General features: G+C 58.8%; 17 protein-coding genes, 1 tRNA gene and 1 pseudogene. 5 read left to right on the top strand and 14 right to left on the bottom strand.

Annotation, left to right across the window (positions count from 1 at the left end; genetic code table 11):
* Positions 1 to 159 precede the first annotated feature (159 nt).
* Entirely contained in the window at positions 160 to 2265 is a 2106-nt protein-coding gene (gene fusA / locus ACWHXP_RS23355; RefSeq protein WP_088755108.1) for an elongation factor G, read from the top strand.
* 139 nt (positions 2266 to 2404) lie between these two features.
* Here fusA and ACWHXP_RS23350 read toward each other — a convergent pair.
* The 7 genes from ACWHXP_RS23350 to rpmH all read right to left on the bottom strand — a co-directional run bounded on the left by ACWHXP_RS23350 (position 2405) and on the right by rpmH (position 7721).
* A tRNA-Asp gene (locus ACWHXP_RS23350) sits at positions 2405 to 2481 on the bottom strand.
* 111 nt (positions 2482 to 2592) lie between these two features.
* On the bottom strand, positions 2593 to 3186 hold the full coding sequence (locus ACWHXP_RS23345) for a nitroreductase family protein (protein ID WP_039783592.1): 594 nt from the start codon (positions 3184 to 3186) through the stop codon (positions 2593 to 2595).
* Between the two features lie 313 nt (positions 3187 to 3499).
* Entirely contained in the window at positions 3500 to 4900 is a 1401-nt protein-coding gene (mnmE, locus tag ACWHXP_RS23340; RefSeq protein ID WP_209584367.1) for a tRNA uridine-5-carboxymethylaminomethyl(34) synthesis GTPase MnmE, read from the bottom strand.
* A gap of 154 nt (positions 4901 to 5054) precedes the next feature.
* On the bottom strand, positions 5055 to 6755 hold the full coding sequence (gene yidC / locus ACWHXP_RS23335; RefSeq protein ID WP_489623959.1) for a membrane protein insertase YidC: 1701 nt from the start codon (positions 6753 to 6755) through the stop codon (positions 5055 to 5057).
* 16 nt (positions 6756 to 6771) lie between these two features.
* Positions 6772 to 7125, bottom strand: a complete 354-nt coding sequence (gene yidD / locus ACWHXP_RS23330) for a membrane protein insertion efficiency factor YidD (RefSeq protein WP_134223606.1) — start codon at positions 7123 to 7125, stop codon at positions 6772 to 6774.
* A gap of 18 nt (positions 7126 to 7143) precedes the next feature.
* Complete coding sequence (gene rnpA, locus ACWHXP_RS23325; protein ID WP_134223607.1) at positions 7144 to 7557, bottom strand: ribonuclease P protein component; 414 nt, start codon at positions 7555 to 7557, stop codon at positions 7144 to 7146.
* A gap of 26 nt (positions 7558 to 7583) precedes the next feature.
* Positions 7584 to 7721: a 50S ribosomal protein L34 gene (gene rpmH / locus ACWHXP_RS23320; RefSeq protein WP_006461360.1), complete on the bottom strand. Its 138-nt coding sequence runs from the start codon at positions 7719 to 7721 to the stop codon at positions 7584 to 7586.
* Between the two features lie 1256 nt (positions 7722 to 8977).
* Here rpmH and ACWHXP_RS23315 point away from each other — a divergent pair.
* The 4 genes from ACWHXP_RS23315 (at position 8978) to ACWHXP_RS23300 (ending at position 14473) form a co-directional block, all read left to right on the top strand.
* On the top strand, positions 8978 to 10900 hold the full coding sequence (locus tag ACWHXP_RS23315) for a PrkA family serine protein kinase (protein WP_013236263.1): 1923 nt from the start codon (positions 8978 to 8980) through the stop codon (positions 10898 to 10900).
* 102 nt (positions 10901 to 11002) lie between these two features.
* Positions 11003 to 12271: a YeaH/YhbH family protein gene (locus tag ACWHXP_RS23310; RefSeq protein ID WP_034336397.1), complete on the top strand. Its 1269-nt coding sequence runs from the start codon at positions 11003 to 11005 to the stop codon at positions 12269 to 12271.
* Positions 12268 to 13797 (top strand): SpoVR family protein, encoded by a 1530-nt coding sequence (locus ACWHXP_RS23305; RefSeq protein ID WP_008332933.1) that lies wholly within the window; start codon positions 12268 to 12270, stop codon positions 13795 to 13797. The genes ACWHXP_RS23310 and ACWHXP_RS23305 overlap by 4 nt, the downstream gene beginning before the upstream one ends.
* Before the next feature lie 22 nt (positions 13798 to 13819).
* On the top strand, positions 13820 to 14473 hold the full coding sequence (locus ACWHXP_RS23300) for an LON peptidase substrate-binding domain-containing protein (RefSeq protein ID WP_039783570.1): 654 nt from the start codon (positions 13820 to 13822) through the stop codon (positions 14471 to 14473).
* Between the two features lie 64 nt (positions 14474 to 14537).
* On the opposite strand, the gene ACWHXP_RS23295 is transcribed toward ACWHXP_RS23300, so the two are convergent.
* The 7 genes and pseudogenes from ACWHXP_RS23295 to ACWHXP_RS23265 form a co-directional block, all read right to left on the bottom strand.
* Complete coding sequence (locus tag ACWHXP_RS23295; protein WP_039783569.1) at positions 14538 to 15227, bottom strand: MarC family protein; 690 nt, start codon at positions 15225 to 15227, stop codon at positions 14538 to 14540.
* Between the two features lie 110 nt (positions 15228 to 15337).
* Positions 15338 to 16623, bottom strand: a pseudogene (locus ACWHXP_RS23290) (MFS transporter).
* A gap of 100 nt (positions 16624 to 16723) precedes the next feature.
* On the bottom strand, positions 16724 to 17185 hold the full coding sequence (locus ACWHXP_RS23285) for a DUF4279 domain-containing protein (protein ID WP_489634933.1): 462 nt from the start codon (positions 17183 to 17185) through the stop codon (positions 16724 to 16726).
* Positions 17186 to 17526: 341 nt separating this feature from the next.
* Complete coding sequence (locus tag ACWHXP_RS23280; RefSeq protein ID WP_489634934.1) at positions 17527 to 18108, bottom strand: tetratricopeptide repeat protein; 582 nt, start codon at positions 18106 to 18108, stop codon at positions 17527 to 17529.
* 197 nt (positions 18109 to 18305) lie between these two features.
* Entirely contained in the window at positions 18306 to 18743 is a 438-nt protein-coding gene (locus ACWHXP_RS23275; RefSeq protein WP_489634935.1) for a hypothetical protein, read from the bottom strand.
* Between the two features lie 236 nt (positions 18744 to 18979).
* The gene (locus tag ACWHXP_RS23270) at positions 18980 to 19513 is read right to left on the bottom strand and encodes an SMI1/KNR4 family protein (protein ID WP_489634936.1); all 534 of its coding nucleotides are present in this window, start codon (positions 19511 to 19513) and stop codon (positions 18980 to 18982) included.
* Positions 19514 to 19616: 103 nt separating this feature from the next.
* Complete coding sequence (locus tag ACWHXP_RS23265) at positions 19617 to 19889, bottom strand: hypothetical protein (protein WP_489637753.1); 273 nt, start codon at positions 19887 to 19889, stop codon at positions 19617 to 19619.
* Positions 19890 to 19999 lie beyond the last annotated feature (110 nt).

Here is a 19999-nt window from a genome sequence, read left to right as displayed (position 1 = left end):
GGCATTACAAAAATAAATCGCCAGACCTTGAACTTTGGGGAAGACGTTCCTATTATCTAATGCTCGTTACATAAATAAACTTTGTAGCGGGCAATTTGATCAATCGTCACCATCAACACTGAATCCAGCATTTGACGGCACCCATCGAAAGGACATGCCATGAGCCGCAAGACCCGAATAGAAAACTACCGCAACATCGGTATCAGCGCGCATATCGACGCGGGCAAGACCACGACCACCGAGCGCATTCTTTTTTATACGGGTGTCAACCACAAGATCGGCGAAGTGCATAACGGTGCGGCCACCATGGACTGGATGGAGCAGGAGCAGGAACGCGGCATCACCATTACCTCGGCCGCCACCACGGCCTTCTGGAAGGGCATGGCCGGCAATTACCCCGAGCATCGCATCAACATCATCGACACCCCGGGCCACGTGGACTTCACCATCGAGGTGGAGCGCTCCATGCGCGTGCTCGATGGCGCCGTGATGGTGTACGACTCGGTGGGCGGCGTGCAGCCGCAGTCCGAGACCGTCTGGCGCCAGGCCAACAAGTACAAGGTGCCGCGCATCGCCTTCGTCAACAAGATGGACCGCATCGGTGCGGACTTCTTCCGCGTGCAGAAGCAGATCGAAGAGCGCCTGAAGGGCAAAGCGGTTCCCATCCAGATTCCGGTGGGTGCGGAAGACCATTTCTCGGGCGTGATCGACCTGGTCAAGATGAAAGCCATCATCTGGGACGAAGCCAGCCAGGGCGTGCTGTTCAAGTATGAAGACATCCCGCTGGAGCTGGAGGACACCGCACGCCACTGGCGCGACCTGATGGTCGAGCAGGCAGCTGAAGCCAATGAGGAACTGCTGGAGAAATATCTCTCCGGCAATCCCCTGACCGAAGACGACATCAAGCGCGGCCTGCGCCTGCGCACGGTGGCCAACGAGATCGTGCCGATGCTGGCCGGCAGCGCCTTCAAGAACAAGGGCGTGCAGGCCATGCTGGATGCGGTGATCGATTACCTGCCCTCGCCCGTCGACGTGCCCGCCATTGCCGGCCATGCCGAGGACGACAGCGAGATCGAGCGCCATCCGTCGGACGAGGAACCGTTCTCGGCGCTGGCCTTCAAGATCATGACCGATCCCTTCGTGGGGCAGCTGACCTTCTTCCGCGTGTATTCCGGCATCGTCAATTCGGGTGACACGGTCTACAACCCGGTCAAGGGCAAGAAGGAACGCCTGGGCCGCATCCTGCAGATGCACGCCAACGAGCGCAAGGAAATCAAGGAAGTGTTCGCGGGCGACATCGCAGCCGCCGTGGGCCTGAAGGATGTGACCACCGGTGACACGCTGTCGGATCCGGAACATCCCATCATCCTGGAGCGCATGATCTTCCCTGAGCCGGTGATCTCGCAGGCGGTGGAGCCGAAGACCAAGGCCGACCAGGAAAAGATGGGCATCGCCCTGAATCGCCTGGCGCAGGAGGATCCGTCCTTCCGCGTGCATACCGATGAAGAATCGGGCCAGACCATCATGTCGGGCATGGGCGAGCTGCACCTGGAAATCCTGGTGGACCGGATGAAGCGCGAGTTCAACGTCGAGGCCACGGTCGGCAAGCCGCAGGTGGCTTACCGCGAAGCGATCCGCAAGGGCGTGGAGGATGTGGAAGGCAAGTTCGTCAAGCAGTCCGGCGGACGCGGGCAGTATGGCCACGTGGTCATCAAGCTGGAACCGCAGCCGGCCGGCAAGGGCTATGAATTCGTCGATGCCATCAAGGGTGGCGTGGTCCCGCGCGAATTCATCCCGGCGGTCGACAAGGGCATCCAGGAGTCGCTGAAGGCGGGCGTGCTGGCGGGTTACCCGGTGGTGGACGTGAAGGCCACGCTGACCTTCGGTTCGTACCACGATGTGGACTCCAACGAGAACGCCTTCCGCATGGCCGGCTCCATGGCCTTCAAGGAAGCGATGAAGCGTGCGGGTCCGATGCTGCTGGAGCCGATGATGCAGGTCGAGGTGGAAACGCCCGAGGAATTCATGGGCAACGTGATGGGCGACCTGTCCTCACGGCGCGGGATGGTACAGGGCATGGAAGACATGGTGGGCGGCGGCAAGCTGGTGCGTGCTGAAGTCCCGCTGTCGGAAATGTTCGGCTACTCGACCACGCTGCGCTCGCTCTCGCAGGGGCGCGCGACTTACTCGATGGAGTTCAAGCACTATGCTGAAGCGCCACGGCAGGTGGTGGAGCAGTTGTCGGGGAGCAAGGGCAAGGGTTGATTGGCCCTGCTCGCTGCTGGCTGCATGAGGAAGCCGATGCATCTTTGGGTGCATCGGCTTTTTTTAACTTTAGGTAAATAATCCGGAAAGAATCCGCAAAAACAAAAACGCCCCATTCTTGCGAATGAGGCGTTTTATTTGGCGGAGCGGACGGGGCTCGAACCCGCGACCCCCGGCGTGACAGGCCGGTATTCTAACCAACTGAACTACCACTCCTAAAACCGTTTCAGCTGTCGTTGCTTGCTGAAAGATCGCTATTATAGGAGAGCCTTTTTGAAAATGCCAGCCCTTTTTAAAAATAATTGCGAAATATTTTACGGCCCGGCATCAAGCCTTGAACTTGCCCTCAAACGCCAGCTTGGACAGCGGCTCACGCGGGCTCGGGACTTCACGTGCCTGCAGGCCTTCCGGCAGGATGGACTTGTCACCCAGCTTGCCCACCACCACCATCGCCTCCACCGAAAACTCGGCCGGGACGTTGAGCTCGGTACGGGCCTTGTCCTTGTCAAAGCCGGCCATGCCGTGCGCATGCCAGCCGGACAGCGACGCCTGCAGCGCCAGATAGCCCCAGGCCGAACCGGTGTCGAAGGAATGGGTCGGCGCAGGCACCGCCTCGGTCGCACCCGGCGGCACCATCACGGTACGCGACAGCACCACGAACAGGGCCGATGCATTGGCGCACCAGGAACGGTTGAATTCATTCAACAGGCCCAGCAGGCTGTCCCAGGCCGGCGTACCACGGCGCGCATAGACGAAGCGCCACGGCTGCGCATTGTAGGCCGAGGGTGCCCAGCGGGCGGCTTCGAGGAAGGTCAGGACGGTTTCTTCGGAGATCTCGGCACCGTTGAAGGCGCGCGGGGACCAGCGGTTCAGGAATTGCGGATCAATGGGATAGTCGGCGTTGCGCGGATTGGCGGACATGCTCTTTTCCTATGAGGATGAGGGTGGATGAATTCAGGCAGCAGGCATCTTAGCAGCGCCGCCTGTTTCCTGCAGAGCCAGCCGCGCAGCCATAAAAAAACCCGCGCACCTTGCGGCGGCGGGTTAAATCCAATTCTCAGGGGTGATGAATTGGAGGGGGAGGAACTTCAGAATAACGATCGCCCTCTCGCGCCTCCAACGTTTTTACACGCTGTAACATCCGTTGCAATTGTGCAGTGGACTGTGGGGAATCTGTCAGGAATGGCGTTTCCCCTGTCGTCCACGGCCGACGCGGCTTTGCGCCGCATCCGGCTCATTTCCCGATACAGAACCGCGAAAAAATCACCCCCAGCAAATCATCCGGCGTGAACTTGCCCGTGATGCTGGACAAGCGCTCTTGCGCCAATCGCAACTCTTCTGCAAACAGATCCAATGCATGTTCACCAGCCTCATTGTCCAGCGCCGCATGCGCCGCTGCATGGGCCAGATGTTCATCGGCCGCCTTCAGTGCCAGCAAATGCCGCTCGCGCGCGAGGTAGCGCGATTCCACCGTCTGCTGCCAGCCGGCAATGCGCAGCAACTCGGCGCGGAGCAAGTCCACGCCCTGCCCTTCGGCCGCCGACAGATAGACGTGCGTGGCGTCCGGCATCGGATCCACCGCCGGCTTGTGGCCGGAGCGGTCGATCTTGTTCCAGATGCGGATGATGGGCACGCCTTCCGGGAAGCGCGCGGTAATCTTTTCATCTTCCAGCGTCGGGCCACGGTCCGCATCCAGCATGTGCAGGATCACGTCCGCCTTGGCCACCTCGGCCCAGGTGCGTTCGATGCCAATGCGCTCGACTTCGTCCGGACCGCTGCCATCTTCACCAGCCTCGCGAATGCCGGCCGTATCGATGATGTTGAGCGGCATGCCTTCGATCTGTATCGTCTGCGTCACCTTGTCGCGCGTGGTGCCGGCGATCGGCGTGACGATGGCCACATCCGATCCGGCCAATACGTTCAGCAGAGAAGACTTGCCCACGTTGGGCTTGCCGGCCAGCACCGCATTCAGGCCATCACGCAACAAGGCGCCTTGCGCGGCATGCTTGAACACCTCTTCCAGCGTGCTGCGGATGGTGGCCAATTGGCCGCGTGCGTCGCTCTGTTTCAGGAAATCGATTTCTTCCTCGGGGAAGTCCAGCGTCGCTTCCACCAGCATGCGCAGGCGCGTGACCTGGTCCACCAGCTCGTGGATCACCTTGGAGAACGCGCCAGAGAGCGATTCGGAGGCCGACTTGGCCGCCGCTTCGGTGGTCGCTTCGATCAGGTCGGCGACGGCCTCGGCCTGGGCCAGGTCGATCTTGTCGTTCAAGAAGGCGCGCTGGGTGAATTCACCCGGCTCGGCCAGGCGCAGGCCGATCTCGTGGCCCGCCTGCACACAGCGCGCCAGCAGCATCTGCATCACCACCGGGCCACCGTGGCCCTGCAGCTCCAGCACATCCTCGCCGGTATAGGAATGCGGGGCCGGGAAGTGGATCGCCAGGCCCTGATCGATCGGGCTGCCATCCTCATTGAGGAAGGGCAGATAAGTGGCGTGGCGCGGTGCCAGGCTGTCGCGGCCGCAGACGGCGCGGATCACCGGGCCCAGGTTCTTGCCTGAGATGCGGACCACGCCGATGCCCCCGCGTCCGGGTGCGGTGGCGATGGCGGCAATGGGAGAAGAATCGAAAGTCATCTGCAAATACTTGTTGTTGTGTTGAGGTGAGCCCGCCGCTGCATCCCCCTCGGAGCAACGGCGTAAAGCCATGTTAACCCTGCTTGCGCTCTACGACCGAAAAAAAACCCGTGGATTCCACGGGTTTTTCCTTTGATGGCCTGCAAGAAGCAAATTATTTGGTCTTGCCGCTCTCGATATTGCGGGTGATCACCCATTGCTGCGCGATCGACAGGATGTTGTTCGTCACCCAGTACAGCACCAGGCCGGACGGGAAGAAGAAGAACATGAACGAGAACACCAGCGGCATGAACATCATCACCTTGGCCTGGACTGGATCCGGCGGCGTCGGGTTCAGCTTGGTCTGCAGGAACATCGACGCAGCCATGATGATCGGCAGCAAACCGATGGGCATGTTGAAGTAAGGGATGGTGCCGAACAGGCGGTCCGGGGCGGTCAGGTCATGCACCCAGCCCAGCCAAGGCGCGCCGCGCATTTCCACCGAGGCCAGCAGCACCGAGTACAGCGCGATGAACACCGGGATCTGGATCACGATGGGCAGGCAGCCACCCAGCGGATTGATCTTCTCGGTCTTGTAGAGCGCCATCATCTCGCGGTTCATGGCCTGCGGATCACCCTTGTGGCGTTCGCGGATGGCTTGCATCTTGGGCGAAACCGCCTTCATCTTGGCCATGCTGCGATAGCTGGCGGCCGACAGCGGGAAGAACACCAGCTTGATCAGCACGGTCAGCAGGATGATGGTCCAGCCCCAGTTGCCCACCAGGTTGTGGATGTGGGTCATCAGCCAGAAGATCGGCTCGGCGATCACGGTCAGGTGGCCGTAGTCGCGCACCAGATCCAGGCCCGGGGCAATCGCTTGCAGGGTCTTGGAGACGGTGGGACCGGAATACAGCTGGGTATCCATGGTCACGCTGGCGTTCGGGGCCACGCTGCCCAGCGGCAGGATGGAACCGACCGCGTACAGGTTGTCGCCGACCTTCTTGCTGAAGATGTCGCGCTGCGCGTTCTGCGGCGGGATGAAGGCCGAGACGAAGTAGTGCTGCACCATGGCGATCCAGCCGTTGTCCGCCTTGTTGACGTGCTGCTGCTTGCCGTTGGCGATCTTCTCGAAGTCCAGCTTCTCGAAGTGCTCGGTGCTGCTGTAGACGGCAGGACCGGTGAAGGTGCTGTAGAAGTGCGATTCGCCGCCCGGCTTGTTGCCGTCGCGCACCAGCTGCAGGTACAGCGAAGGATTGATCGTCGCACCCGTGGTGTTGGTCACGGTGTGCTTGACGTCGATCAGATAGCTGTCGCGCTTGAAGGTGTAGGTCTTGGTCAGCTTCACGCCGCCCTGCTCGGCTACCAGCACCAGCTGCACTTCATTGCCGTTGTCCAGCGAACGGGCGCCGGGCTGTGCGGTGAAGATGGTCTTGTGATTGGGGAAGGGACCGCCGATCAGGCCCGACTCCGCCAGGTACATGTGGCCGGGTTCGGAATCGAACAGCACGACGTTCTTGGTCGGATCGACCACGTCGGGTTGCTTCAGCAGTTCCAGGCGCTTCAGTTCACCGCCCACGGTATCGATGCTGGCCTTGACCAGGTCGGTGGTGATGGTGATGGTTTCGCCCTTGGTAGCGGCAGCCACGTCAGCACCGGGGACCGCGCCAGGTGCCGGTGCCGGCGTGCCAGCCTGCGGCACCGGGGAACCGGTCGGGCTGGCGGTGGGCGCGGCCGGATTGGCGGCGGCTTGCTCCTGAGTCGGGTTGGCCGACGGGAAGAACATCGACTGATGTCCGTTATGGCGCATCCAGCCATCCCACAGCAGCAACAGGGAGAAGGAGAATACAACCCACAGGACGGTACGTTTGATATCCATATGCGTATTGATGAGTTCAGGAGTGGCTGCAACCGTCAGCGGCCACAGGGGGAGACAGCCGCGCTACCGGAGACGGCAGCGCAGAGGTCGGGGAATCGGGAACGACGGAAGAAGACGGGCTGTTCGCCTGCGCCTGTGCATGGGCTTGCGCCTCGGCCGAGCCGGGCACGAAATCCAGGCCGCCGGCATGCCAGGGATGGCATTTGCAGAGACGCTTGCCGGCCAGGACACTGCCCTTGAGCGCGCCATGCAGACGCACCGCCTCGGCAGCGTAGTCGGAACAGCTGGGATAGAAACGGCAATTCTGCCCCAGGAAAGGGCTCACTCCCAGCTTGTAGGCACGCAACAGCAGGAGCAGAGGGGTCTTCATCACTTCCTGTTTTCCTGGCTATTTCCTGGCGAACGCGGGGGCGCTCGGCAGGAAGGCGAACAATTGCATCAGTTCGGCACGCAGCATGGCCTTGACGGACGCACTGCGGGCAGGATCCTTCCTGGTATTGACCGGGCGCGACAGGCGCACGATGCAGTCCACGGCAGGCAGTTCAGCCTGGCGAAACAGCTCGCGCGTGGCCCGTTTGATCGTGTTGCGGGTGACCGCACGCGGTGCCAGCCGCTTGGCCGCCACTACGCCCAGACGGGCTTGCGGCAGGCTGTTGCGGCGTGCGTACAACACGAAATGCTCGGTACGATACACGGGGCGCAAACGAAAAACGGATGAAAACTCATCCGTTTTAACGATTCGCCGATCGCGTGGGAAGTCGCCTGCTTGACGTGCTGGAAGCGGTGTACGGACGTCCGTCACACGAAACGGCAGCGCAAAGCCCCGGCTTAAACTGCAGCCAGACGCTTGCGGCCCTTGGCGCGACGGGCGTTGATCACGGCACGGCCGCCACGGGTTGCCATACGGGCACGGAAACCATGGGTACGCTTGCGACGCACGACGGAAGGTTGGTAAGTACGTTTCATGTTGGACTCGCTAAGTTGGGCTGCCTTGGAGCAAACAGCAAAAATAAATCGGAATTCTGGAACCGCTTTCGGTGTGCCTGTTCCGCATCACCGATGCCCTGCCGCCTGTCTGAGCCGGCAGCCCCTGCATCGCTGACACCATTAACTCTGTTGGCCTCTGCCGCCTCCCGGTGTGATCACTGGGTAATCGACCGGTGGACAACTGAAACAGCACTGCGTCGGCACCGCGCGCAATTCTTCAGATGGTGAACCCTGAATTAGACTGCATTTTCCACTTCGCTGTCAATGACTTATGCGCTTTTACGCCCTCCCCGGGCACTCAACGGCCGAGTTCGGGGCCAATGCGTGGCGGAATTGCCGCATCTGGCCAGAATCGCCCCTTCCCTGCCGCCAGCCGGCCGGTAAAAAGCCGATATGAAGTTGCTTGCAGGACATCACCCCGATTTCAGTACAAGCCTTCACCTGACGCGTTCAATGCATGAAGAAAATGCAGGCACGCCATGCGCCCCACGCATGAACAAATCCGTAAATCATCTAAAGCATTTTTTCAGCAGGGCTGGACACCGGTGCGCGGACTTGCCCACGGGAGGCGGATGAGGCCGATCAGCAACATTGAGACACCGCAATCGTCCTGTTACAAAAAAGATGCGTCATGAAAGCTGCACCCTGCAATATGACAAACATGCCTGGCACGATTCCAGCTATAAGGGGAGATGAAGCAAAGAGACCGGCAAGCAGGCAGGAACGAATTGCACCGGCAGGAGGAGATCGGCAGCATCGCCAGGCACCAGCCGCGCTGGCCTGCGCAACCGCCCGACAGGCATTGTCCGCCTGTTCCCTCCCGCCGGCTATCAGGGTTTTCACGATGGCGCGCTGCGCGAAAATAGCGCACCGTGTGGTCAACCGCTGAAGCAATCCGCACATTGAAAGAGCATGATGTGAATGAAGCTGCGAATGTCCCTGCGCACGCAATGGGATAAACGCGTCACCCCAATGCGCGGGAAAATGCAAAGAAAATCCAGCGCTTGCTGAATGAAGCTGCACTATAGGGATCACCAAGCAGAAGCAAAAAAAGGAATAGAATGAACTGCAGGATCTGAAAAGATCTTCGCATCACGTTGTAGAGGCTACGGCTTTCAAAGAACACACCGGCAATGACGCAATACAGAGTCACCGACGCGTTCTTCGATAACCGCAGATGGCAAGTCCAGACATATGAATCTGTTTCGTACTTTTTTGAGAGCGACGGAGGTGGTATGGATATCTACAGCAGCTTTGCAAGCCGGTTCGACAAGACCAGAGAAGAAGAATTATCGCTTGAAGAGTATCTGAATCTTTGCAAGAACGACCCGGCAGTCTATGCATCGGCTGCCGAACGGATGCTGATGGCCATCGGCGAACCGGAGAAGGTCGACACCCGGGAAGATCCGCGCCTCTCGCGCATCTTCGCCAACAAGGTCATCAAGGTCTATCCCGCCTTCAAGGAGTTCTACGGCGCGGAAGAAGTGATCGAGCAGGTGGTTTCGTATTTCCGCCATGCCGCGCAAGGCCTGGAAGAAAAGAAGCAGATCCTTTATCTGCTGGGTCCGGTCGGTGGCGGCAAGTCCTCCATCGCTGAACGCCTGAAGCAGTTGATGGAACAGGTGCCCTTCTATTCCATCAAGGGCTCGCCGGTCAATGAATCCCCGCTGGGCCTGTTCGATTACGACGAAGACGGCCCCATCCTCGAAGAGCAATACGGCATCCCGCGCCGCTATCTCAAACCCATCCTGAGCCCCTGGGCCGTCAAGCGCCTGCACGAGTACAACGGCGACATCCGTCAGTTCCGTGTGGTCAAGCGCTATCCGTCCATCCTGCGCCAGATCGGCATTTCCAAGACCGAGCCGGGCGATGAAAACAACCAGGATATTTCCACCCTGGTCGGCAAGGTCGACATCCGCAAGCTGGAACAATATTCGCAGGACGATGCCGACGCCTACAGCTACTCGGGCGGCCTGTGCCTGTCCAACCAGGGCCTGCTGGAATTCGTGGAAATGTTCAAGGCCCCCATCAAGGTGCTGCACCCGCTGTTGACGGCCACGCAGGAAGGCAACTTCAAGGGTACCGAAGGTTTCGGCGCGATCCCCTTCGATGGCGTCATCCTGGCCCACTCCAACGAATCGGAATGGAAGGCCTTCCGCAACAACAAGAACAATGAAGCGCTGCTGGACCGCATCTTCATCGTCAAGGTGCCGTATTGCCTGCGCGTCTCCGAAGAAATCAAGATCTACGAAAAGCTGATCCGCAGCTCTTCGCTGGGCAAAGCCACTTGCGCGCCCGGCACGCTGAAGATGATGGCGCAGTTCTCGGTGCTGACACGCCTGAAGGAACCGGAAAATTCCAGCCTCTTCTCCAAGATGCAGGTCTATGACGGCGAGAACCTCAAGGACACCGACCCCAAGGCCAAGTCCTACCAGGAGTATCGCGACTATGCCGGTGTGGATGAAGGCATGAACGGCATCTCCACGCGCTTCGCCTTCAAGATTCTGTCGCGGGTGTTCAACTTTGATACCACCGAGGTAGCGGCCAATCCGGTGCACCTGATGTACGTGCTGGAACAGCAGATCGAACGCGAACAATTCCCGCAGGAGACCGAGCAGAAATATCTCTCCTTCGTGAAGGACACGCTGGCCTCGCGCTACGCCGAATTCATCGGCAAGGAAATCCAGACCGCCTACCTGGAGTCGTATTCGGAATATGGCCAGAACGTCTTCGACCGTTACGTGACCTATGCCGACTTCTGGATCCAGGACCAGGAATACCGCGATCACGATACCGGCGAGAGCTTCGACCGTGCGGCCCTGAATGCGGAACTGGAAAAGATCGAGAAGCCGGCCGGCATCAGCAACCCCAAGGACTTCCGCAACGAGATCGTCAACTTCGTGCTGCGTGCGCGGGTCAACAACGGCGGCAAGAATCCGCTGTGGACCAGTTACGAAAAACTGCGCGTGGTGATCGAGAAGAAGATGTTCTCCAACACCGAAGACCTGCTGCCGGTGATTTCCTTCAACGCCAAGGGCTCCACCGAGGAAATGCAGAAACACGAAGACTTCGTCAATCGCATGGTCAGCAAGGGATACACGCCCAAGCAGGTGCGCCTGCTGTGCGAATGGTACCTGCGCGTGCGCAAGTCCTCGTAAGCGCCGCTGTTGCGCATCGCCCGCAGTAGGCGTGGCGATGCGCGCGGCGACCCTTCGGCGCCGTGCGCCTGGCGCACCGCCGACCACTAGCAGGAGAACCGAGTGCTGCATCAGATCATCGACCGCAGGCTGGCTGGCAAGAACAAGAGCATCGCCAACAGGGAGCGCTTCCTGCGGCGCTTCAAGGGGCATATCCAACGTTCGGTGGCGGACGCCGTGCGCGACCGCAGCATCACCGATCTCGAAAAATCGAAGAGCATCAGCATCCCGCGCAAGGATGTCTCGGAGCCCTTCTTCCATCACGGCAAGGGCGGCAAGCGCGAAGCCGTGCACCCGGGCAACCAGGATTACCTGCAGGGTGACCGCATCCCGCGCCAGAACGGCGGCAGCGGCGGCGGTGGCGGCAGCAGTGCCAGCAACGACGGCGAAGGACAGGACGATTTCACCTTCGAACTGACCCGCGAAGAATTCATGCATTACTTCTTCGAGGACCTGGAACTGCCGCGCCTGGTGGAAACCAACCTGCTGCAGGTACCGAACTGGAAGAACCAGCGCGCCGGTTATTCGGTGGACGGTTCGCCCAACAACATCGACGTGGTGCGTTCGCTGCGTTCCTCGCTGGGCCGCCGCATCGCCCTCGGTGGACCGCTGCAGCGCCAGCTCGACGTGGCCGAGGAAACGCTGGCAGAGATGAAGCGCAAACCCGAGGAGCATAGCGCCGACATCCCGCTGCTGGAAGAGGAAGTGAAGCATTTGCGCGCCCGCATCCTGCGCATCCCCTTCATCGACCCCTTCGACCTGCGCTATGTGAACAGAGTGCGCCAGCCGCAACCCTCCAGCCGCGCCGTGATGTTCTGCGTCATGGACGTATCGGGCTCGATGGATGAGCAGCGCAAGGATCTGTCGAAGCGCTTCTTCATCCTGCTGTATCTGTTCCTCACGCGCAATTACGAACACATCGAAGTGGTCTTCATCCGCCATCACACGCGGGCCGATGAAGTCGATGAGAACACCTTCTTCCATTCGCAGGAAAGCGGCGGCACGGTGGTCTCCAGCGCGCTGGAGCTGATGCATGACATCATCACCAAACGCTATTCGCCCAGCGAGTGGAACATCTATGGCGCGCAAGCCTCGGACGGCGACAACTGGAACGACGATTCCCCCAAGTGCCGCGAACTGCTGGAGTCATCCATCCTGCCGCTGACGCGCTACTTCGCCTACATCCAGGTGGCCGAGCCGGAACAGAACCTGTGGACCGAGTACATGCAGCTGATCGAATCGCATCCGCACTTCGCCATGAAGAAGGTGCAATCGGCCGCCGAGATCTACCCGGTCTTCCGCGAACTCTTTGAAAAGCAGGTGCACGCATGAACAGCCGCTTCAAGCATGACCCGCTGCCTTGCCCCTCGGATTGGAGCTTTGATCTCATCGAGCGCTACAACGAGGAAATCGCACGCGTGGCCAAGGGGTACGAGCTGGACATCTATCCCATCCAGCTGGAGATCATCTCGGCCGAACAGATGATGGATGCCTATGCCTCGCACGGCATGCCGGTCAACTATCGCCACTGGTCCTACGGCAAGCATTTCATGCTGACCGAGCGCGATTACAAGCGCGGGCAGATGGGCCTGGCCTATGAGATCGTGATCAATTCCGATCCCTGCATCGCCTACCTGATGGAAGAGAACACGATGACCATGCAGGCCCTGGTCATCGCGCACGCGGCCTATGGCCACAACTCCTTCTTCAAGGGCAATTACCTGTTCCAGTTGTGGACGGACGCCAGCGCCATCATCGATTACCTGGTGTATGCCCGCAATTACATCGCCGAGTGCGAAGAACGCCACGGCTTCGAACGCGTGGAAGAATTGCTGGATTCCTGCCACGCGCTGATGAACTACGGCGTGGACCGCTACAAGCGTCCGCAACGCCTGTCGCTGGCGCAGGAGAAGGCACGCCAGCGTGAGCGCGAGGCCTACATGCAGTCGCAGGTCAACGAACTGTGGCGCACCCTGCCGGCCAAAAAGGAAACGGCCGCCGCAGCCGTGGAAGGCCGCTTCCCCTCCGAACCACAAGAGAACCTGCTGTATTTCGCCGAGAAGAACGCGCCCCTGCTGGAGCCCTGGGAACGCGAGGTGATCCGCATTGTGCGCAAGGTCGGCCAGTATTTCTATCCCCAGCGCCAAACCCAGGTGATGAACGAGGGCTGGGCCACCTTCTGGCATTACACGCTGTTGAATACGCTCTATGACCAGGGCCGCCTGACCGATGGCTTCATGATGGAATTCCTGCATTCGCACAGCAATGTGGTGTTCCAGCCGCCCATCACCAAGCCGTATTACAACGGCATCAATCCGTATGCACTGGGCTTCTCGATGATGAGCGACATCCGCCGCATCTGCGAGAACCCTACCAATGAAGACCGCGAGTGGTTCCCCGACATCGCCGGGCGCAACTGGCTCGATACCCTGCAATACGTGATGCGCAACTACAAGGACGAAAGTTTCATCGCGCAATATCTCTCGCCCAAGCTCATGCGCGACATGCGCATGTTTGCCGTGCTCGATGACGAGGCGCGCAGCGAGATCGAGGTCTCGGCCATCCACAACGAACGCGGCTTCCAGTACGTGCGCCAGGCGCTGTCCCGGCAGTACGACATCAACCACCGCGAACCCAACATCCAGGTCTGGTCGGTCAACACGCGCGGCAACCGCAGCCTGACGCTGCGCCACTTCCGCAGTGACGGCCGCTCGCTGGGCGACAGCACCAACGAGGTGCTGCGCCACATGGCGCGGCTGTGGCAGTTCGACGTCTATCTGGAAAGCGTGGACGACAACGGCTACATCGTGCAGCGCTATGAATGCGTGGCCGAGAACCGGTATGCTCTGCGTTCGTGAGTGACCGCTGCCAGGAGTGACCATGCCCGCCGCCCCCGCTACCCCGCGCCCGCCGATCTCGGCCCAAACCATCCCGCTGTTTCCGCTGGCCAGCACGCTCTTCCCGGAAGGGCGGCTGCCGCTGCAGATCTTCGAGGTGCGTTATCTGGACATGATCGGCAAATGCATCGCCGAGGGCAGCAGCTTCGGCGTGGTGGCCCTGACGGAAGGATCGGAAGTGCGGCGGCCCGGCCAGAGCGAACGCTTCGTCGGCGTGGGCACGCTGGCGCGCATCCAGGAATGGAGCACGCCCTCCCCCGGCCTCATGCGCATCGCCTGCCTGGGCAGCGAGCGTTTCCGCATCGTGCAGGCCGAGCAGCAGAAACATGGACTATGGACCGCGCAGGTAGAGATGATGGAAGCGGACCGTGCCGTGACGATCCCCGAGGAGTTGCGCAATACCTCGCAGGCGCTGGACAACCTGCTGCAATCGGTATTGCGCCAGGGCCTGCCGGACAGTGAAGTGCCCATCGCCGCGCCTTACCGGCTGGACGATTGCGGCTGGGTGGCCAACCGCTGGGCCGAGATGATGCCCATCTCCGTCAACCTCAAGCAGAGCCTGCTGGCGCTGGACAATCCCCTGTTGCGGCTGGAGCTGGTGCAGGATGCACTGGATGAGTTGGGCTGGCTGAAATAGTTAGTTATTTCCATAATGCAACTAACTATCCCGCTTCAGATTTCCTGATAGTTGTACTTCCCCATCACGGCGACACGCCGCTGATCCCCGCCTCGGCCAGCAGCGCCGACATCCCCGACCAGAAGATCTGGATCCCGATACACAGCAGGATGAACGCCGACAGGCGCAACACCACCATGGTGCCCAGACGCCCCATCAGGTGCACCAGCTTGTGCGCATAGTTGTAGCAAAGGAAGATCACCAGCGCCGTGAGCGCCGCGCCCAGGGCGGCACTGCCGACCGAGATCACCCAATCCAGCAGGCGGGTTGGCGTATTGGCGCCCAGCGTGATGGACGCGGCGATGGTGCCGGGGCCGACGGTCAGGGGAAAGCTCATGGGATAGAAGCTGCGCGCCTTGATTTCATCGTCGGGCAGGTCTTCGTCATAGGTCTTGGCCACTTGGGTGGGGATGGAGCTGTCCTGGCTGTTGTCGTTGAGGAGTTTCCAGCCCGAGACCGCCACCAGCAGGCCGCCGCCGACGCGCACGATGGGCAGCGAGATGCCGAAGAAGGTCAGCACGTGCGAGCCGATGAAGATCGCCGCCACCAGCATGAACCAGCAATTGATGGCGACCTGGCGCGCGATGCGCTTTTCGGTGCTGCGGCTGACGTTGCCCAGCAGGTTGGCGAAGACCGGCGCGATGCCCAGGGGATTGAGGATGGGCAAGAGCGTGACCGGGATCAGGACGACCGCCTTGAGGAAAAGGATGAACATGGCGCAATCAGAAATAAACGGCATTGAAGGTTGACCCGGCAGCGTAGCTGAAAGCCGCTACGCTGCCAACCACGGCCGCATCTGGCGTTGCGGGGTGGTGCCCTCTGCCCTCAGGCGGCCCGCAACCGCATGCCGCGCACCCGGGTGAAAAGCAGCACGGCGATGCCCAGGTTCAGCAGGTTCCAGGCGATGCCATTGGCGAAGGCCGCGTGATAGCTGCCGGTGAGATCGAAGATCTTGCCGGACATCCAGCCGCCCAGCCGCCCAGCGCCATGCCGAACATGGTGGCCATGATGACCGCGCCCACACGCTGGCCGGCTTCGGCAGCGGGGAAGTATTCGCGCACGATGATGGCGTAGGACGGCACGATGCCGCCCTGGAACAGCCCGAACAGGGCCGAGATGAGATAGAGCGAGGCCAGGCTGTCGAAGGGGATGAACAGCAGCAGCGACAGGCCCTGCAGGGCCGAGCCCAGCAGCAGGGTGCGCAGGCCGCCGATGCGGTCGCAGATGGCCCCGGAGACCAGGCGGCTGACCACGCCACAGGCCAGCATCAGCGAGAGCATCTGGGCACCGCGTGCCGGGCCGTAGCCGAGGTCGCCGCAGTAGGCCACGATGTGGACCTGGGGCATGGCCATGGCCACGCAACAGGCGACACCGGCCACGCACAGCAGCAGCTGGGCGGAGCCCGGTGCCAGGCCGAAGGGACGCGGGCCGCCACCGGCGCGGGGCGTCGCTGCATTGCTGTCCTGCACCGGCGGGCGGGCGCGCATGAGCAGGGCCAGCGGGCACATGACCAGGATGCAGATCAGGCCCAGACCGCGATAGGTTTCCTGCCAGCCGTAGTTGTCGACGAAATGCTGGACGATGGGCGGCCAGATTGCGCCGCCCAGGTAGTTGCCGCTGGCACAGACCGCCACGGCGATGCCGCGCCGCTTGCGGAACCACAGCGAGGTATCGGCCACCAGCGGAGAAAAGGTGGCGGAGGTCCCCAGCAGGCCGATGAGGATGCAATGCACGGCCATGAAGGTCCAGATGTCCTGGGCCCAGGAAGCGGCGAGGAAACCGCCGCCCAGGCACAGCCCGCCCAGCATCATCGGCCGGGTGATGCCGGAGCGGTCGGCCATGCGGCCCATGAGCAGGCCACCGACGCCCACGCCCAGCATGGTGAGGGTATAGGGCATCGAGGCCAGGCCCCGGTCGACGTAGTAATGCGCCTGCACGTAGGGCAGCACCACTGCGATCACGTACATGCCGCTGGCACCCACGACCATCAGGATCATGGTGATGCAGAGGCGCATTACGGCGTAGGGGGAGTCGACCTGGTGGGGGTCGGTGGGTGCGGGGCTTGCGGGGCTTGCGGGGCTTGCGGGGCTTGCGGGGGAGGATGGGGGCATGGGGGTCTCCTGATCATTTTTTTAATGGGGCGCTGCAACGCCCGCTTGTTCTCGGTTGGCAATTTTTCTTGGCTGACTGCTGGCGATGAGCTTGGTCTGATCAGCCTTGTTTCTCATCTTTTTTATAGGGATAGTAATCGAGGCAGATGCCCAGGCTTGCTTCGGCAAGGCGTCCCATCAGCGCTGGTTCCAGCTCAACGACGATATTGAAATCGCTGAAGAGTCCGACAAACAATTCGGCCCGTCCTCCTTCTGCACGAACTTTCCTGAAAAACAAAGCTTGTTGGGAAAACGCTTCGACTTGCCGCGCTATCTCCTCTTCGACCCAAATGGTATCGGAGAGCACTGTTTTCTTCGTTAGTCTTTCGGTCCAGTAGGAGCAATCATAGGCACCTCCCAAAGGTTTTCCATGAATCGAGAAGCGAGGACTTCCCACAGTCCAACTGCGATTGGGCGTGCGCCCCATCATTCTTGAAATCTCTTCGTGAGGCATATCTGGATGCCAAATCCGAAGGGAAATAACGTACTGATAAGCACAGGGATCTGGTTCTTGCATGTTCATGACACCACGTTTTTGTTCAGAGGGTCGTTATCGGACCAAGCCGCTTCAGCCGAAGGAAGATTCAATCTTGCGCAGTCATAGTCCGCTTCTTTCGCCCCTTTGTTCCAAGAAATTCAACTTCAAGAAGTCGTCGCTTCGAAAAGCTGATCAGCGATTTCCCGACGTCTCTGCGACCAAAAGGCAGCTGTGTTACGAAATGCTGGATGTCATGGCTCGTTGACTATTCCCGGCCTATCGTGACAGCAAGCCACAGTAGCGGAATCACTGCCATCGAAAACAGGAGCACTGGCTGACCGTGTACCTGTAGTCTTGGTGTTGCTCACATTTGGCCGCTGGTGATTTCATGGATCATCTTTAAATCGCGGGATGGAGCCAAAATCCGAGAGCAACTTCTCCTTCAATTGGTTTGCCTTTTCCAGATCCGCGTCACCCATTTTTCCAGCCAGCATCTTTAAATTCGATGCGAGAAATTGTTTTAGCTCTGCTTTTTCTTCATGACTTTCCGCGACAGAGAACCATGCGTAGGAAAGTGGTAGATTCTTGATCGGAGAGCCTTCGCCGTAAGCGAACGCAAGGTCAACTTCAGCTAAACGGAAGCCTTTTTGTGCGGCACCAAGGAAAAACGGAACAGCTTCCTGGATGCTGCGCTCTTTGCGAAGAATGACACCAAGGATATGGATTGCGGGCGGATATCCACTCTCGGCCGACTTGGTTTCCAGCTTGACGCCTTCATCACTATCTTTTCTTCCACATTGCCCCGTCAAAAGCTGAGTACCCAACAAATATTGGGCCTTGCGATTCCCTTGCTGAACTTCCGCCTCCAGCAACTTTTGTGAGGCATCGCTGCAATCGCGGGGGAGTTGCGCATGAGCGCAGTTCGACAGGAATAACAGTAGATAGAAAATCGACGGGTAAATTTTCATTTTGAATTTCCGTGATTACTTGAATTCTTGGTTCCGGATAAATGGGATGTCTGCTTCTGGCCGGAAGCGGTCCTTGATGACTACGGCATTCGAATCAGGTATCTCGTTCAGCTTCAAGTACAGCGACATTAATTAAATCACCGGAACCGACCCCGAGCGTCGCAAATTTTCACTCAAGCAGGCATGCTCCGAAACAGTCAGTCGCCCAGCGACGCAGGTTTATAACGCACTTTGAATTCCTTGAAAATGCCATCTTCACCGATTCGTTCAAAGTTATCTTCATAGTAAGATTTTGCCCACTCAATGAACTCTTCCGCGTCCATTTGCACCATATCTAACAACCAGTCGGAGCCATCATCAATGCCGACAGGAAGTAACGCGGTTCCGGTTTCCCAAGATTTACCGTCTGTACTCCAACAGCAAAACGTAACGAGCTCAGATTCGATGGCCTCGTCCTGTATCAAACGTAGGAATTCTTGCGGCATACCCTCGTAAATCCCTGGCCAGATTCCGTATTCATCGCGCGCATATGGGCTGACTTCTGATTCGTGGTCAAAGCCTTTGAGCACAACTTTTCCGTCAACGCTAAAGAGCGCAATAACATGGTCTCCCGCACCATTGTCGTATTTAGCCATTGCAATCCCGTCCGACCAGTGCTGTTCATACCAGAAGGATCTTAGCCAATCTTCGGAAGTTATCAATGCATCGCACTGAGCTGCGCATTGCCACGTCATTTGGAGTTGAGACGGCGAGAGTTTTGGAATTTTCATTTTATTAATATTTTTAAAAATCTTTTTTAAGCATTGATTTTGGTCCGCTTGTGGCCGATTGCGGCCGTTCTCTTGCCGTCCAATTCGCAACCAAACAATATCTATAATTTTGAAATCTCCGCCATCACCTCACTGTGCCACATGGTATTGACGTTTGCGGCGGCGGCATCTATTCCTTCAATTTCGGTTAAACAAGAGGACATCGTTTCGCTTCGAAGATGCTCTTGGAAGACACAGAGGCATTCTGCAAACTGGTGCACTGTCGAATTGATAAAAACCCGTAAGTTATGCGCATCATGATTAAAGTAGACGACCTGTCGCGAGTCCTCGTCTATCGCAATGATGTCACCTGACCCATTGTTTCCAATGGGAAGGTAATGGGGGGGGGGTAATGCGAAGGTTTCGATACTTTGAGCAATTTGCGACGGAGAATATGCGGAAAAACTTAGAAACGGTGACGCATCGCACGGCAAACCATGTCGTTCAAGGAAGGCGCTATCCTCTTCAGCCAAGCAAGAGAGAAGATTTTTATCAAACTCGACAAACCTGTCCAAATTTAATTCCAGCCCAGGAGGAATAGAAGGTAAAGCCCCGATAAACCGCGTTTTAAAATCAAAGCTTTTCATAGTAGTCATAAGTAGTTAAGTACCTGAAGTAGCGTTGTTGATTGCGGGAGGCTCTACATCAATACCATTTTCAATGCCTGATACTGGCCGTGTCCGGCTATACTTTCAGAACTCAAAATTCGCAATATTCCAGCTTAATTCCGTGCAGTTCAAGGTAAATGCCGTGTTCCGTATCCCATTGTGGAGAGATGTAAAAACATGAACTCAGTGCTTGCATGTCTTCGTCCCGAATGACGACAATATCTCTCACTACAAGATATGGCAGCAGTTCATCTTTATTTAAATTTTCTGGAACGTCGCAGGAAGCTAGCCATTCAGAATGCGCATCGAAACCCCGATAGTGTTCATAGACTTTATCCAATAGTTTATCGGGATGTGCTTGCATAAATGAGACTAATCTTTCAGCTTCATTAACCATCTACAAATCTGGCTCGCCAATATCCGGACGAAGTTCGACGGCAAATAAACCTAATACGCTCGAAATTAAAACTGGGT

The organism is Herbaspirillum sp. Her2 (assembly GCF_057961375.1).
This window is presented reverse-complemented; position numbering and strand designations above follow the sequence as displayed.

Bases quoted from the DNA above. Each gene is read 5' to 3' on its own strand.
- fusA (WP_088755108.1), top strand. From the start codon at position 160: ATGAGCCGCAAGACCCGAATAGAAAACTACCGCAACATCGGTATCAGC.
- ACWHXP_RS23345 (WP_039783592.1), bottom strand. From the start codon at position 3,186: ATGTCCGCCAATCCGCGCAACGCCGACTATCCCATTGATCCGCAATTC.
- mnmE (WP_209584367.1), bottom strand. From the start codon at position 4,900: ATGACTTTCGATTCTTCTCCCATTGCCGCCATCGCCACCGCACCCGGA.
- yidC (WP_489623959.1), bottom strand. From the start codon at position 6,755: ATGGATATCAAACGTACCGTCCTGTGGGTTGTATTCTCCTTCTCCCTG.
- yidD (WP_134223606.1), bottom strand. From the start codon at position 7,125: ATGAAGACCCCTCTGCTCCTGCTGTTGCGTGCCTACAAGCTGGGAGTG.
- rpmH (WP_006461360.1), bottom strand. From the start codon at position 7,721: ATGAAACGTACTTACCAACCTTCCGTCGTGCGTCGCAAGCGTACCCAT.
- ACWHXP_RS23315 (WP_013236263.1), top strand. From the start codon at position 8,978: ATGGATATCTACAGCAGCTTTGCAAGCCGGTTCGACAAGACCAGAGAA.
- ACWHXP_RS23305 (WP_008332933.1), top strand. From the start codon at position 12,268: ATGAACAGCCGCTTCAAGCATGACCCGCTGCCTTGCCCCTCGGATTGG.
- ACWHXP_RS23300 (WP_039783570.1), top strand. From the start codon at position 13,820: ATGCCCGCCGCCCCCGCTACCCCGCGCCCGCCGATCTCGGCCCAAACC.
- ACWHXP_RS23295 (WP_039783569.1), bottom strand. From the start codon at position 15,227: ATGTTCATCCTTTTCCTCAAGGCGGTCGTCCTGATCCCGGTCACGCTC.
- ACWHXP_RS23285 (WP_489634933.1), bottom strand. From the start codon at position 17,185: ATGAACATGCAAGAACCAGATCCCTGTGCTTATCAGTACGTTATTTCC.
- ACWHXP_RS23280 (WP_489634934.1), bottom strand. From the start codon at position 18,108: ATGAAAATTTACCCGTCGATTTTCTATCTACTGTTATTCCTGTCGAAC.
- ACWHXP_RS23275 (WP_489634935.1), bottom strand. From the start codon at position 18,743: ATGGCTAAATACGACAATGGTGCGGGAGACCATGTTATTGCGCTCTTT.
- ACWHXP_RS23270 (WP_489634936.1), bottom strand. From the start codon at position 19,513: ATGACTACTATGAAAAGCTTTGATTTTAAAACGCGGTTTATCGGGGCT.
- ACWHXP_RS23265 (WP_489637753.1), bottom strand. From the start codon at position 19,889: ATGCAAGCACATCCCGATAAACTATTGGATAAAGTCTATGAACACTAT.